Annotated in this window: 19 protein-coding genes; 11 read left to right on the top strand and 8 right to left on the bottom strand. The window is 73.9% G+C overall.

The window, feature by feature from the left end; all coding sequences use genetic code 11:
• Window positions 1–136 precede the first annotated feature (136 nt).
• On the top strand, window positions 137–1,192 hold the full coding sequence (locus C1N71_RS04650) for a Glu/Leu/Phe/Val dehydrogenase family protein (RefSeq protein WP_137755347.1): 1,056 nt from the start codon (window positions 137–139) through the stop codon (window positions 1,190–1,192).
• An 18-nt stretch (window positions 1,193–1,210) separates the two neighbouring features.
• On the opposite strand, the gene C1N71_RS04645 is transcribed toward C1N71_RS04650, so the two are convergent.
• The gene (locus tag C1N71_RS04645) at window positions 1,211–1,789 is read right to left on the bottom strand and encodes a DinB family protein (protein ID WP_137755346.1); all 579 of its coding nucleotides are present in this window, start codon (window positions 1,787–1,789) and stop codon (window positions 1,211–1,213) included.
• A gap of 92 nt (window positions 1,790–1,881) precedes the next feature.
• Here C1N71_RS04645 and C1N71_RS04640 point away from each other — a divergent pair, with 92 nt between their 5' ends.
• On the top strand, window positions 1,882–2,268 hold the full coding sequence (locus C1N71_RS04640; RefSeq protein ID WP_137755345.1) for a helix-turn-helix domain-containing protein: 387 nt from the start codon (window positions 1,882–1,884) through the stop codon (window positions 2,266–2,268).
• On the opposite strand, the gene C1N71_RS04635 is transcribed toward C1N71_RS04640, so the two are convergent.
• The 5 genes from C1N71_RS04635 to C1N71_RS04615 form a co-directional block, all read right to left on the bottom strand.
• Window positions 2,232–2,861 carry a ClpP family protease gene (locus C1N71_RS04635; RefSeq protein ID WP_137755344.1) on the bottom strand — a complete coding sequence of 210 codons (630 nt, stop codon included), beginning with the start codon at window positions 2,859–2,861 and terminating at the stop codon, window positions 2,232–2,234. The two genes, C1N71_RS04640 and C1N71_RS04635, sit on opposite strands and share 37 nt — an antisense overlap.
• A complete protein-coding gene (locus C1N71_RS04630; RefSeq protein ID WP_137755343.1) occupies window positions 2,858–3,469 on the bottom strand; it encodes a ClpP family protease in 612 nt (203 codons plus the stop codon). The genes C1N71_RS04635 and C1N71_RS04630 overlap by 4 nt, the downstream gene beginning before the upstream one ends.
• A gap of 100 nt (window positions 3,470–3,569) precedes the next feature.
• Complete coding sequence (locus tag C1N71_RS04625; RefSeq protein ID WP_254678096.1) at window positions 3,570–5,687, bottom strand: DEAD/DEAH box helicase; 2,118 nt, start codon at window positions 5,685–5,687, stop codon at window positions 3,570–3,572.
• A gap of 212 nt (window positions 5,688–5,899) precedes the next feature.
• Complete coding sequence (locus tag C1N71_RS15485; protein WP_137755341.1) at window positions 5,900–7,204, bottom strand: SRPBCC family protein; 1,305 nt, start codon at window positions 7,202–7,204, stop codon at window positions 5,900–5,902.
• Between the two features lie 33 nt (window positions 7,205–7,237).
• On the bottom strand, window positions 7,238–7,609 hold the full coding sequence (locus C1N71_RS04615; RefSeq protein WP_137755340.1) for a winged helix-turn-helix transcriptional regulator: 372 nt from the start codon (window positions 7,607–7,609) through the stop codon (window positions 7,238–7,240).
• 109 nt (window positions 7,610–7,718) lie between these two features.
• On the opposite strand from C1N71_RS04615, the gene C1N71_RS04610 reads away from it, so the two are divergent.
• From C1N71_RS04610 to arfB, 8 genes are all read left to right on the top strand, one after another.
• Window positions 7,719–8,567, top strand: coding sequence for an SDR family oxidoreductase (locus C1N71_RS04610; protein WP_137755339.1), 849 nt, complete (start codon window positions 7,719–7,721; stop codon window positions 8,565–8,567).
• A gap of 74 nt (window positions 8,568–8,641) precedes the next feature.
• A complete protein-coding gene (locus C1N71_RS04605; RefSeq protein ID WP_137755338.1) occupies window positions 8,642–8,983 on the top strand; it encodes a hypothetical protein in 342 nt (113 codons plus the stop codon).
• 104 nt (window positions 8,984–9,087) lie between these two features.
• Entirely contained in the window at window positions 9,088–9,423 is a 336-nt protein-coding gene (locus tag C1N71_RS04600) for a hypothetical protein (protein ID WP_137755337.1), read from the top strand.
• Window positions 9,424–9,571: 148 nt separating this feature from the next.
• Entirely contained in the window at window positions 9,572–9,913 is a 342-nt protein-coding gene (locus tag C1N71_RS04595) for a hypothetical protein (RefSeq protein WP_137755336.1), read from the top strand.
• Between the two features lie 41 nt (window positions 9,914–9,954).
• A complete protein-coding gene (locus tag C1N71_RS04590) occupies window positions 9,955–10,287 on the top strand; it encodes a TraR/DksA family transcriptional regulator (protein ID WP_137755335.1) in 333 nt (110 codons plus the stop codon).
• 53 nt (window positions 10,288–10,340) lie between these two features.
• Window positions 10,341–10,511, top strand: a complete 171-nt coding sequence (locus C1N71_RS14910) for a hypothetical protein (protein WP_175414105.1) — start codon at window positions 10,341–10,343, stop codon at window positions 10,509–10,511.
• Window positions 10,512–10,573: 62 nt separating this feature from the next.
• Window positions 10,574–10,729 carry a hypothetical protein gene (locus C1N71_RS14905; protein WP_175414104.1) on the top strand — a complete coding sequence of 52 codons (156 nt, stop codon included), beginning with the start codon at window positions 10,574–10,576 and terminating at the stop codon, window positions 10,727–10,729.
• Between the two features lie 52 nt (window positions 10,730–10,781).
• Window positions 10,782–11,222 carry an alternative ribosome rescue aminoacyl-tRNA hydrolase ArfB gene (arfB, locus tag C1N71_RS04585; RefSeq protein WP_137755334.1) on the top strand — a complete coding sequence of 147 codons (441 nt, stop codon included), beginning with the start codon at window positions 10,782–10,784 and terminating at the stop codon, window positions 11,220–11,222.
• Window positions 11,223–11,237: 15 nt separating this feature from the next.
• On the opposite strand, the gene C1N71_RS04580 is transcribed toward arfB, so the two are convergent.
• A complete protein-coding gene (locus C1N71_RS04580; protein WP_137755333.1) occupies window positions 11,238–11,549 on the bottom strand; it encodes a hypothetical protein in 312 nt (103 codons plus the stop codon).
• Window positions 11,550–11,721: 172 nt separating this feature from the next.
• Here C1N71_RS04580 and C1N71_RS14900 point away from each other — a divergent pair, with 172 nt between their 5' ends.
• Window positions 11,722–11,859, top strand: a complete 138-nt coding sequence (locus C1N71_RS14900; RefSeq protein ID WP_175414103.1) for a hypothetical protein — start codon at window positions 11,722–11,724, stop codon at window positions 11,857–11,859.
• Window positions 11,860–12,190: 331 nt separating this feature from the next.
• Here the strand turns inward: C1N71_RS14900 and ychF are convergent, their stop codons facing one another.
• The gene (ychF, locus tag C1N71_RS04575) at window positions 12,191–13,264 is read right to left on the bottom strand and encodes a redox-regulated ATPase YchF (protein WP_137755332.1); all 1,074 of its coding nucleotides are present in this window, start codon (window positions 13,262–13,264) and stop codon (window positions 12,191–12,193) included.
• Window positions 13,265–13,316 lie beyond the last annotated feature (52 nt).

Here is a 13,316-nt window from a genome sequence, read left to right as displayed (position 1 = left end):
GGATGCGTCGCGCGATGGCGCGAGCGACGCATCCTGCGCATCGCGGCGCGCCACGATTGCGCGCCTGGCACGGTGGGCGCACCATGGGTGCACGTCGCGCGATCCGCGACCACCCGATGACAGAGGAGTCACCGCCATGAGCGCCATCCCCGATCTCGCCCACGAACGCGTCGTCACCGCATCCGGATCGAGGTCGGGCCTGCCGATCACGGTCGCGCTGCACTCGTCCGTGCTCGGCCCCGCCCTCGGCGGCTGCCGCATGTGGACGTACCCGACCTGGGCGGATGGGCAGGCCGACGCGCTGCGGCTCTCGGCTGCCATGACGCTCAAGAACGCGGCGGCCGGTCTGGATGCCGGCGGTGGGAAGTCGGTGATCGCCCTGCCGATGGGCACCGTGCTCGGCGACGAGCTGCGCCGGGCGGCCCTGCTCGACCTCGGCGACCTCGTCGAGACGCTCGACGGCCTCTACCGCACGGCGGAGGACGTCGGGACGACCGAGCACGACATGCTCGTCGTGCGCGAGCGCACCGCGCACGTCGTGGGCCTGCCCGCCGAGGCCGGCGGCGTCGGCGAGCCCGCGGTCGGCACGGCGCTCGGCGTGTTCGCGGCCATCGCGCCGACGCTCGAGGAGGCGTTCGGCGACGACCGCATCGCCGGCCGCTCGTTCGTCGTCTCGGGCCTCGGGCAGGTCGGCGGCCGTCTCGCCCGCATGCTGGCCGACGCGGGCGCCGACCTCGTCGTCACCGACGTCGTGCCCGCCAAGCGCGCCCTCGCAGACGAGCTCGGCGCGCGCTGGATCGCGCCTGAGGACGCGCTCGTCACGCCCGCCGACGTCCTCGTGCCCGCCGGGCTCGGCGGCGTGCTCACGTCGTCCGCCATCCGCACCCTGCCCGTGCGCGCCGTCGTCGGCCCCGCGAACAACCCGCTCGACGAGCGCGAGGGCGCCGCCGAGCTCGCCGAGCGCGGCATCGTCTACGCACCCGACTTCGTCGTCAACGCCGGAGGCGTCATCCACCTCACGCTGCTGGACGCCGGCGCCTCCGCGGCGGAGGTCGAGCGACGCCTGCTCGGCATCGGCGACACGACCAGGCGCGTGTTCGCGACGGCGCGCGAGCGCGGCGTCACGTCGCTCGACGCGGCCGAGAGCATCGCACGCGAGCGGATCGAGGCGAAGCGCCTCGTCCACGCGTGACGCGCGCCGCGCCCGGCGTCAGTCGGGCGCGGCCTCGGCGATCGCGCGCAGGCGCGCGACGTACGCCTCCCACCAGTCGGCGTCGACCTCCGGGAGGTTCGACACGTCGGCGCGGAGCCCGGCGGACTCGTCGATCTGCTCGCGCAGCACGTCCATGTGTCCTGCGTGCCTGGCGACCTCGGCGATCATGTGCACGAGCACGCGGTGCAGCGTCACGTCGCCGCGATCGCCCCACCACGGCACGCGCCCGCGTGCGTCGAGGGCGAGCGCGTCGATGGTCTCGTCGGCGAACGCCCGCACGCGACCGGCGAAGGCGACGACGTCGGCCATCGTCTCGTCGGCGGTCGCCCACATGTCGGCGTTCGGCTCGGCATCGTCGTCGAGCCACGGCTGCGGCTCGGGCCACGGCCGGTCGAAGACCAGGCCGAAGTAGTCGGCCTCGCACGCCGCGACGTGCTTCACGATGCCCAGCAGGTTCGTGCCGGTCGCGGTGCGCGGCATGCGGGCGTCGCGCTCGGAGATGCCCTCGAGCTTCCACACCAGCGCGTCGGTCTGCGCGCGGAGGTACCGATGCAGCGTGGCCTTCTCGTCGTCCATGCACCGAGCATGCACCCGACCGCCGACGCATGCGGGTTCTGCTCTGAGCGGATGCGCTGGGCGCGCCGGCTACGCGCTGGTGGGATGAGCGCATGAGCGCGCACCTCCCCCACCGCCCCGCGATCGATCGATCGGCGCACGAGCCGCTGTGGCGCGAGGCGCTCGGTCGGCGACTGCGAGCCCTGCGGCTGCGCCGCGGCGCGACGCTCGCCGACGTCGCCGCCCGCGCGGGCATCGCGCCGCAGTACCTCTCGGAGGTCGAGCGCGGCAGGAAGGATCCCTCGAGCGAGATGGTCGCGGCGATCGCCGGAGCGCTCGGCGTCACGCTGCTCGACCTGACGGTGCAGGTCGCGCGGTCGCTCGAGGTCGAGTGGTCGAGCGGCGGCGTGCTCGACCTCGCCGCCCGTCCGTCCGATGCGCTCGCCTCCGTGGCCTGGACCGATCAGCCCGGCGGCGTCGTGCTCGCGCTCGCCGCCTGATCGCCCGCACGTCGCTCGACGACCCGGTCGATCACGCCGTACGCGACCGCATCGTGCGCGGTGAGCACGCGATCGCGGTCGGTGTCGTGCCGCAGCGTCGCCGCGTCCCTGCCCGTGTGCTCGGCGAGGATCGCCTCGAGGTCGCCGCGCACGCGCGAGAGCTCGTCGGCCTCGAGGATGAGGTCGGGGATCGTGCCGCGCGCGCTCGTCGCCGGCTGATGCAGCACGATGCGCGCATGCGGCAGCGCGGCGCGCCTGCCCGGCGCGCCCGCGGCGAGCAGCACCGCCGCGGGTCCCTTGGCCTGCCCGACGCAGGTCGTGGCGATCGGCGAGCGCACGAAGCGCATCGTGTCGTACACGGCGAGTGCGGCCTGCGGATCTCCACCCTCGCTGTTCACGTACAGCTGGATCTCGCGCTCGGCACCGACGGCGTCGAGGTGCAGCAGCTGCGCGATGAGCACGTTGGCCACGCCGGCGTCGATCGGCGTGCCGAGGGAGACGATGCGCTCGGCGAGCAGATGCGAGTAGACGTCGAGCACCCGATCGCCGCGCGGGCTCTCGGCGACGACGTTGGGGATGGCGTAGCCGCTCATCGCGCGCCTCCCAGGCCCACGGGCGCGCGATCGGGGCGCAGCTCGTCGATCGACGACACGATGCGATCGACGAAGCCGTAGTCGAGCGCCTCCTGCGCCGTGTACCACCGGTCGTGCAGCGAATCCTCGAAGATGCGCTCGACCGGCTGACCCGTGTCGGCGGCGATGCACTCGAGCACCGTGTCGCGCACGTGCCGCAGGTCGCTCGCCTGCACGTCGACCTCCACGGCCGAGCCGCCGATGCCCGCCGATCCCTGATGCATGAGGATGCGCGCGTGCGGCAGCGCCATGCGCTTGCCCGGCGTGCCGGCCGAGAGCAGGAACTGCCCGGCCGAGCACGCGAGCCCGAGCGCGACGGTCGCGACGTCGTTCGGCACGAGCCGCATGAGGTCGCGGATCGCGAGCATCGACGGCACGGAGCCGCCGGGCGAATGGATCCACAGGGCGACGTCGGCGCGCGCGTCGTCGAACGCGAGCTGCAGGAGCTGGGCCTGCAGCGCGACGCCGCCGTCGTCGTCGAGCGCGCCGTCGAGCACGAGCACGCGACGCGAGAGGAGCTGCGCGCGGAGCTGCTCGGAGAATGCGGGGATGGATGGTTGCTCTGCCATGCGCCCACGCTCGCGCGCAGCGGACCTCGCCATCCAGCCCGCGCCGCTCAGGGCTGCCCGGCGCTGCCGAGGGCTGCGTGGCAGCCCTCGGCGCCGTTCGTCAGTCGCCGCGAGCGCGCAGCGCCTGCTCGAGCAGGCCCACGAGCGTCTCGAGCCGCAGGTCGAGGCTCGTCGCCTCCTGCTCGATGCCGTCGAGCGCGGCCTGCGCGAGGCCGGCCTTCGAGTCGAGCAGCTCGGCGATGCGCGTGTCGACCGTGTGCGCGGCCACGATGCGCCACACCGTCACCGGCATCGACTGGCCGATGCGGTGGATGCGGTCGATCGCCTGCGTCTGCTCCGCGTCGGTCCACGAGAGCTCGGCGAGCACCATGTTCGAGGCGACCTGCAGGTTGATGCCGATGCCGGCTGCGGTGAGCGAGCAGACCGCGACGGTGACCGCCGGGTCCTCGACGAACGCGTCGATCGCCGCCTGCCGCGCGGCCGGCGTCTGGTCGCCGCGGATCGACACGGTCTTCAGACCGCGCTCGGCGAGCGTGCGCTCGGCGATGTCCATCGCATCCACGTGCTTCGCGAACAGGACGACCTTGCCGACGCTGCGCGCGAGCTGCGCGGCGTAGTCGGCGGCGAGCGCCGCCTTCGCCGTGCCGATCTGGCGCACGAGGCGGAAGACGTTCTCACCCGTGCCCGACGAGTCGTCGCCGTCGACCTCGCTCGTCGCGATGCGGCGCACGAGGTCGTGGTCGATGCCGATCGTCGGCTCGGTGCGGGCCGCGACCGCGCGGTCGTAGCGCTGCACGAGACGCGTCGCGAGCTCGCGCTCCGCCTCGCGGATCGACCGCGCCGCCGCGTCGTCGAGCTCGACGGGCAGGTCGGCGATCGTGCGCGCGGGGATGTCGGAGGCGACGTCGACCTTGCGGCGGCGCACGATGCCCATGTCGACGACCGCGTGCCGCGCCGCACGGTAGAAGGCGGCGTCCATGGGCGTGAGGTGCGTGGCCTCGAGCGCCTCGGTGAGCTCGGCGTTCGGCTGCCGGCCGTCGATCCAGCCCAGGAGCTGCCAGATGGCGCGGAAGTCCTCGATGTCGTTGATGAGGGGCGTGCCCGTGAGCGCCATGAGCAGCGGCTTCGCGTGGCGGGCGCGGATCGACGCGGCGATGTCGAGCACGTGCCGCGAGCGCTTCGAGGTCGTGTTCTTGATGAAGTGCGCCTCGTCGACGACGAGCCCGCGGAAGCCGTGCCGACGCAGCCAGCCGACGTGTCGGTCGAGCACCTCGTAGTTGATGACGATGACGTCGGCGAAGCCGTCGAGCGACGCGCCGTCGCCCTGCACGATCGACACGGAGCGGCCGGGGATCCATCGCTCGGCCTCGCGCGCCCAGTTCATCTTCACCACGGCGGGACTCACGACGAGCAGCGGGAACGCGCCCGCGGCCTCCGCCGCGATGAGCGCCTGCGCCGTCTTGCCGAGGCCGGGCTCGTCGGCGAGCAGGAAGGATCGGTGCCCCTCGGCGACCGCGCCGACGAGCTGCGCCTGGTGCTGCATGAGCTCGAGGCCGCGCGGCGTGAAGCGGTCGACGCGCTCCGGCAGCTCCATGGTCGCGGCGGTGCCGTCGGCGCCGTACTCGAAGGAGTGGAACAGGGGGTCGAGCAGGTCGAATCCCGCGAGCCTGTCCGGCTTCGGTACGCGCCTGGGCGTGTCGAGGTCCGGCGCGAGGAACGGGTTGGCGAGCTGCTGCGACAGCACCGACGACGGCACGACCTGCCGCTCGAGCTCGATGGTCTCGACGGGATCGGGCGCGGGCTGCGGCTCGGGCTCGACCTCGATGCCCGCCGCCTGCAGCATCGTGCGACGCGCCTCCTGCGCCGCGGCCGACGGCGGAGCGCCCTCGCCGAGCAGCGGCAGCAGGGAGGGGTCGCGCGAGGCGGCCTTGCCGAGGATGAGCGCGACGCCGTCGAGGCGCTTCAGCTCCTCGGCGCGACGCTCGTGGCTCAGCTCCGCGTCGGCCTTGACGCGCGCGCGCTCCTCGCGGACGAGCATGGCCGCCGCCTGGAGCTTCGCGCGTGCGCTGCGGCTCGCCGCACCGCGCTGCACGCTGCCCTCGACCTCGCGCGCAGCGCGCGCGAGCCGAGGGATGATGCCGCCCTCGCGGCGCTGCTGCTGCTGGCGCTGCTGCGGCCGCTCGGCCGTCGCGGTGCCCGCACCCTGGCTGTCTGCCACGTCTCTCCTCTCGACGCGAACGCGTCGTCGTGCCGCACGAGGCGTCAAGATCGCCGTCGACGCCTGGCGGATCCGCTCGAGGGAGGATCGGCGAGTGCTGCGACGGGCGAGGGGCGGGATCGGTCGTGCCAGAGATGACGGCCACGGCCGGCCGGACGCCGGTGCACCATCGATGCTAGCGCCTCGCGGGCACGATTGCCCGCAGCGCCTGCTCAGCGCTCGCGCGCGCGCATCCGACCGGCGATGCCGAGGGCGTCGAGCGCGAGCCCCGCCGCCGCGACGACGACGCCCGTCACCGCCAGGCATCCGGCGACCACGAACCCCTGCGCACCGGCGAGGCCGACGATCGCGGGCACGACCAGGGCGAGGCCGAGCAGGGCCCCAGACGCGACGAGCACGAGGCCGACGAGGACGACGAGGCGCAGGACGCGGCGGTCGAGCAGCGCGAGCGCGAGTCGGTCGTGCCACGCGTGCCAGCCGTCCACGACATCGACGACGCTCCTCGCTGCGCGGTCCTCGACGTCGACGGTCGCGACCGCCAGGCCGAGGGACGCCACGACGACGGGGATGCGGCCGACGCCGCCTGCGACGCGAGCGGCGACCGCCGCGGCGACGGGCGCCCGCATCGCCACGAAGCCGGGCGACGCGGCCTGGGCGAGTCCGCTGCCGACGACGACGTCGACGTCGCCCTCGTCGAGACGCGCGAGCAGCGCGGGCAGCTCGGCGGGATCGTTGCGACCGTGCGCACCCAGCGCCACGACGACGTCGGCCCGCGGTGCGGCCTCCCGCAGCGCCCGCGCGAGCGTCGCGGACGCGGAGGACGCGAGCGGTGCCGGGGCGACGCCGATCCGTGCGTCGAGGGCCGCGAGCGCAGCGGCCGCGTCCGCCACGACCGCCGTCGCCGGCACGATGACGACCTCGAGGTCGAGCTCGGCGCCCTCCGCGGTGCCGAGCACCTCGGGCACGAGCACGTCGAGCTCGTCGACGTCGTCGGCGGGCACGAGCACGACGATGCGCATGGCCGTCGGGGGTGCGCCCGCCTCCTCCCCGTCCGGCACCGAGCCGCCCGCATCCGCGATCGAGGCGGCAAGCTCGGCGAGCCGATCGACGGATGCGAGCAGCCGCTCATGCGTCGTCGCCGTCGCCCTCGGTATCCGGCGCTCGTCGCGCAGGTCGCGCCAGTCGTAGGAGTGGGTGACGCGGCTCGTGCCGTCGCCCAGGTCCTCGACCTCCCACCGCCACTCGTGGCCGACCGGCGCCGCGCCCGGCTCCGCGGGGCGCCACGCGATCCTGCGTCCCTCCTCGAACGCGACGACGTGGTTGTGGCGATCCTCGCCGTTCGTGATCGTCATGACGAAGACGTCGCCCACCGCGTGCACGCGCTGACCGGGCGCGGCCGCGGCGAGGTTGTCGTTGCCGTCCCACTCGGGCTGCCGTCCGGGATCGGCGATGAGCTCGAAGATCGTCGCCGCGGGCGCGCGCACCACGCGGGACGCCTGCACGATGCGCTCGTCCATGGCGAGAGCCTAGGTGCGAGCCGCGCGCTCGCGTCAGTCGCGTCGTCCGCCGAGCATGGCGTCGGCGTTCTCGCCGATCCACGCGAGCAGCGGCAGCATGCGATCGACGAGCGCTCGACCGCGCTCGGTGAGGCGGTAGTCGACGTGCGGCGGCACGGTCGGCCGCGACTCGCGCTCGACGAGCCCGTCGGCGACGAGCACGCGCAGCGTCTGCCCGAGCATCTTCTCGCTGATGCCGTCGACCTCGCGGCGGAGCTCGCTCCACCGCCGCGTGCCCTCGCCGAGCTCGCACAGCACGAGCACGCCCCATCGGCTCATGACGTGATCGAGCACGGTGCGCGTGGGACACGCATGGGTGAAGGCGCCGGGATGCTGGGCCCGGATCTGCGCAAGACTGACCGTCACGTCAGTACCGTACCGGAAGGTGGGTACCCGCGATCGGGAATGCGGCACGCCGCTCGGTCGCTGCACGCCGACGAGCGCGCGACCGCGTGCCGACAGCGAAGGGAACCCCATGACCGTCCTCGTCACCGGATCCACCGGCCACCTCGGCCGTCTCATCGTCGAGCGGCTCGTCGCTCGTGGCGCCGCCCCCGCCGACGTGGTCGCGGGCGCCCGATCGCCCGAGCGCGTCGAGGCGCCCGAGGGCGTCGCGACGGCGCACGTCGACTACGACCGCCCCGAGACCCTCGCGCCCGCGCTCGAGGGCGTCGACGTGCTCGTGCTCGTGTCGGCGTCGGAGCCCGGCAAGCGCGTGCCGCAGCACGCCGCGGTCATCGACGCCGCGAAGGCGGCCGGCGTCGGCCGCATCGTCTACACGAGCATCCTCAGCGCCGAGACCTCGCCGCTGCCGCTCGCGCCCGAGCACGTCGAGACCGAGCGGCTCCTCGCCGCCTCCGGCATCCCGACCACGATCCTCCGCAACGACTGGTACACCGAGAACTACGCCGCGGACGTCGCCCGCGCGCGCGAGACCGGCGAGATCGCGGGATCGGCCGGCGAGGGTCGCGTCGCGAGCGCGAGCCGCATCGACTACGCCGACGCCGCGGCGGTCGTCGCCCTCGACGACAGCCACGCGGGCCGCATCCACGAGCTCGCCGGCGACGTGAGCTGGACGTTCGACGAGCTCGCCGCCGCGATCTCCGAGGTCGTGGGCCGCGAGGTTCGCTACGTCCACCTGACGACCGACGAGCACGTGGCCGCGCTGCAGGCCGCGGGCCTCGACGCCGGCACGGCGGGATTCGTCGCCGCGCTCGACGCCGGCATCGCGCAGGGCGCGCTCGACTCCTCCGACCGCACGCTCTCGCAGCTCATCGGCCGCCCGACGACGCCGCTCGTCGAGGGGCTGCGCGCCATCGCCTGACGCCGCGATCGCGGCGGGTCGCGCGACGCGGCCCGCCGCGAGCCGTGTCGATGGTGCGCCCTACGCTCGCGCCCATGACGATGCGGCCCGTGGAGTGGGAGGTGCGGCACCCCGCGAGCGGCGAGCTCATCGCGATCGTCCGCATGGTCGCGCTCGGGCCGCGGCGCGAGTGGTACGCGCGCGCCGTCACGCCCGAGGAGGATCGCGCGCGCCGCGCGCTCATCGGCTACTGGGCATCGCCCGACGAGGCGCATCGCGGCGTCCTCGCGCTCTACGAGCGGCGCACGGGTCGCTCGCTCGCGGCAGGGGGCTCCGGCGCGCCGACCGTGCCGCTCGTGCCCATGAAGCCGCCTCCGGCGAGTCGCGCCGAGCCCGGGATGGCCGCCCGACCGATGCGACACGCGTCGCGAGCGTGACGCCTCCACCACGACGCATGTCCCCCGGGTGGTAGCAGGCCTCTCACCGGATGGGCCATACCATCGGGCACGAGCGTGACGAACGCTCCACATGAGGAGGCGAAGTGTCGACTGCCAAGCGGCTGCAGGAGATTCGCGAGGAGACCGCAGCGCGCGCCATGCGCGCCGACATGACCGACGAGATGGCGGAGGCCATGCGCGGCATCTGGGCTGCGCTCGAGGAGATCGCCGCGGCGGTCGACTCGCGCGGTCGAGCATCCTCCGGCGACGGCATCACGCCGCGCGAGCTCGGACGCGAGCTCGGCCAGCCCGACCGCCGCATCCGCGCTTTCCTGCGCGAGCCCGACGACGGCGGCCCCGCGTTCACCCACACGAAGCACAAGCACTGGAGCCTCGGCCCCGAGGATGCGGACCGGGTCCGCAAGCGCTTCTCGAGCTGACGCGCGACGCGTCCCTGCGACCTTCCCGCCGCCGTACGGCGCGACGAAGGTCGCGATTCGCGTATCTGAGCGCCAGCCGGGTGACGTCGTACCCCTCTCGGAGTACGCTTTCGGCGGACGAAAACCCTATGTCAGGGGAGGTATTCCGATGAGCACCCAGGGGGCAGTTCGCGAGATCCGCGAGCGCTCGATGGGGCGCATGCGGGCCGAGCGCGATCCCGACAGGGCGGTCGCGTACGCACTCGCCGGGTTGTGGGACGCCGTCGAGCTGCTGTCGAACGCGCTCGACGACGACGCCGATCCCGCGATCCGGGCGGATCTCGAGCGCCTCGTGCGCTCGCTGCCGGTGCGTCTCGCGAGCGTGGGCGACGACGACGTCGCCACCGCCGTCGTGACAGAGCGGCTCGCGGAGGTGCTGCGACTGCCGCAGCCGCCGGGCGCGACGCGGACGATCGTGGAGCGCTCGGTCCGACGACGCTGCGGCGCCTGACCGCCTCGCCCGCCGTGGGTGGCTCGTGATGGGGTGATCGCATGGACCACGCAGCGCGGATCGCGTCGCAGCGCATCGCCGCCGCCGACCGCCTGACGCGGCTCGAGCAGCAGCTCGTCGAGCTGCGCGCCCTGCGGCGCGGCGAGCAGGACGACGACGAGCACGATCCCGACGGCGTGCCGCTGTCCGAGGAGTGGTCGCGCCTCGAGGGGCTGCGCGAGCGGGCGGTTCGCACGCTCGCGGAGCTCGACCGCGCCGCCGAGGCCGCTGCGCGGGGCGAGGTGCCGACGTGCATCCGATGCGGCGCCCCCATCCCCTCCGGCAGGCTCGAGGCTCGGCCCCAGGCTCTCACGTGCGTCGCGTGCGCGGTGTGATCGTCGCTGTCCACCCCCTCCGCCGGCCGCCTCCGCTCCCCTAGCGTCGCCGCATGAGCACCGACGCACACGCCCCGCAGCACGACGACGACGCACGCCTCGGCGGCGCAGAGGATGCAGCCGTCGACGATCGCGCGGAGGCGCTGCGCAGCACGGGGATCATGCCCGACGTCGCCGCGATGCGCGCGGACGACCGCGCCGACGACGCCCCGCGCGAAGGCTGACGCCCACGGGCGGGGCGCGCAAGCCCGTCGCGCCCGGCCCGCCGGCAGCGCATGCTCGACGCATGAGCGATGCACATGCCGATCGGCGCGGGACGGACGACGCCGCGCCGGGTGACGACGAGACCCTGCTGCCCGACGGCGCGCCGGATGGCGGCCCGCTGACCCCGTCGGGCGACCCCGTCGACGACGAGGAGTCGACGGTGGGCGGCCCGCCATGACCCGCGGTGACGACGCGCAGTCCTGACGTCCGCGCCCGGCAGACTCGAGGGCATGGACGACCTGCACGTGGCAGCCGGGCCGGGGGCGCCGCACGGGCTGCGCATCCCGGCGAGCGAGCTGCAGGAGCGCTTCTCGCACGCCTCCGGGCCTGGCGGGCAGGGTGTGAACACGACCGACTCCCGGGTCCAGCTCTCGCTGGACCTCGCGACGACGAGCGCCCTGACTCCGACGCAGCGCGCCCGTGCGCTGGCGCGCCTGGCGCCTCGACTGTCGGGGACGACGTTGATGGTCGCCGTCGCCACGCAGCGGTCGCAGCGGCAGAATCGCGCCGAGGCGCGCGATCGGCTCGCCGACCTCCTTCGCGACGCGTTGATTCCCGCGACGCCGCGTCGAGCGACGCGGCCCACGCTCGGCTCCAGGCGGCGACGGCTCGACGAGAAGCGGCGGCGCGGCGAGGTGAAGCGCAACCGGAGCCGTCCGCCCGGCGACTGACGGGCCGCGCTGCGATCAGGGCTGCGGGCGCAGGTCGGTCTCGGGCTCGATCGGCACGACCGCCGGGCGGACCTCCTCGCCGACGACCTCCGGCACGACGAGCTCCTCGCCGCGGCGGAGTCGAGCGACCGTGAGGGCGGCGAGGATCGTGGAGGCCACGACGAGCGAGACGATCGCGAGCAGCGCCCCGCGCCACGCGTCGAGCTGCAGGGTGGACGAGGCGGGAGCGGTCGCTGCCATCACGACCGCGATGGCGGAGATCGCGAGCAGCACGATGCTCGTCACGAGCGCCATCACCCAGGCGGCTCCGAGGAAGGTCTTCTCCACATCGCTAGCCTGTCGAACGATCGGCGCGGGCGCGCAGCGTTGACAAACCGTCAGGTTCGTGCAGGCTCCGGCGACGCGCTCCCGTCGAGGACTTCGGGTGACGGACCGTGGCCCTCGTCGCTCGGGGGCACAAGCCCTGGCACGCGCGCCGACCGCGGGCGATGCTCATGGGATGAGCGACACGATCAGCGGCAGCACCGGCGACCCGACGCAGCCGGACCCCGACGTCTCCACCGACCCCGAGACCGCGCAGCCCGAGACTTCGGGCGACGACGAGCTCGTGCCCGAGGAGTTCCAGTCGCCGACGTGAGCGCGCATCCGCATTCCTAGCGCGTCGACAGGTGCGGCACGCGATGCGCTGATCCCTCGCGCCCAGGATGATCGGTCTGCGCGCTGTCGGACCGTCGGATGCCGGCACCGCGCCGTGACCGGACGAGACGCGAGGAGTGGACGCATGCCGATGGACCTGGACGAGCTGAGCGCGCTGCTGGACGCCGGCACCGGCCCGGTGCCCACGGGCGCCGAGCCGCCCACCGACACGATCTGCATCCCGGGCTACAACTGAGCCCCGCTGCACGGGCGACGCCCTCGCGATCCGTGCGGATCGCGAGGGCGTCGTCGTGCGTGGCGCGGGCCGCTCGTCACACGTTGAAGCGGAACTCCACGACGTCGCCGTCGGCCATGACGTAGTCCTTGCCCTCGATGCGCACGCGGCCCTTCGCCTTCGCCTCCGCCATCGAGCCCGCCGCGTCCAGGTCGTCGAACGAGACGACCTCGGCCTTGATGAAGCCCCTCTCGAAGTCCGTGTGGATGACGCCGGCGGCCTGCGGCGCGGTCCATCCCTTCCGGATCGTCCAGGCGCGCGACTCCTTCGGGCCCGCCGTGAGGTAGGTCTGCAGGCCGAGCGTGTCGAAGCCGATGCGGGCGAGCTGGTCGAGGCCCGACTCCTCCTGGCCGAGCGACTGCAGCAGCTCGAGCGCCTCGTCGGGCTCGAGGTCGACGAGCTCCGACTCGACCTTCGCGTCGAGGAAGACGGCCTTCGCCGGGGCGACGAGCGCCGCGAGCTCGGCCGTGCGGGCGTCGTCGGTCAGCACGGCCTCGTCGACGTTGAAGACGAAGAGCATCGGCTTCGCCGTCATGAGGCCGAGGTCCTTCACGAGCGCGAGGTCGACGTCGGAGGCCGACAGCAGCGTGCCCGCGTCGAGCGCGGCCTTCGCCTGCTCGGCCGCCGCGAGCACCGCAGGGTCCGCCTTCTTGCCGCGCACCTCCTTCTCGAGACGCGTGATCGCCTTCTCGAGCGTCTGCATGTCGGCGAGGATGAGCTCGGTGTTGATCGTCTCGAGGTCGCTCGCGGGGTTCACGGCACCTGCGACGTGCACGACGTCGCCGTCGGCGAAGCCGCGCACGACCTGCGCGATCGCGTCGGCCTCGCGGATGTTCGCGAGGAACTGGTTGCCGAGCCCCTCCCCCTCGCTCGCGCCGGCGACGATGCCCGCGATGTCGACGAACGACACGGTGGCGGGCAGGATCTTCGCGCTGCCGTGGATCTCGGCGAGGCGCTCCAGGCGCGGATCGGGCAGCTCGACGACGCCGACGTTCGGCTCGATCGTCGCGAACGGGTAGTTCGCGGCGAGCACCTGGTTCTTGGTCAGTGCGTTGAAGAGGGTCGACTTGCCCACGTTGGGGAGTCCGACGATGCCGATCGTGAGTGCCACGACCGACGAGCCTACCGGCGGCACCGCGACGCCCGGGACGTCCCCCGGTGCC

This window comes from Agrococcus sp. SGAir0287 (assembly GCF_005484985.1).
GTDB lineage: Bacteria > Actinomycetota > Actinomycetes > Actinomycetales > Microbacteriaceae > Agrococcus.
The sequence above is the reverse complement of the archived record's forward strand: the minus strand, read 5'-3'. Positions and strand labels throughout refer to the sequence as shown.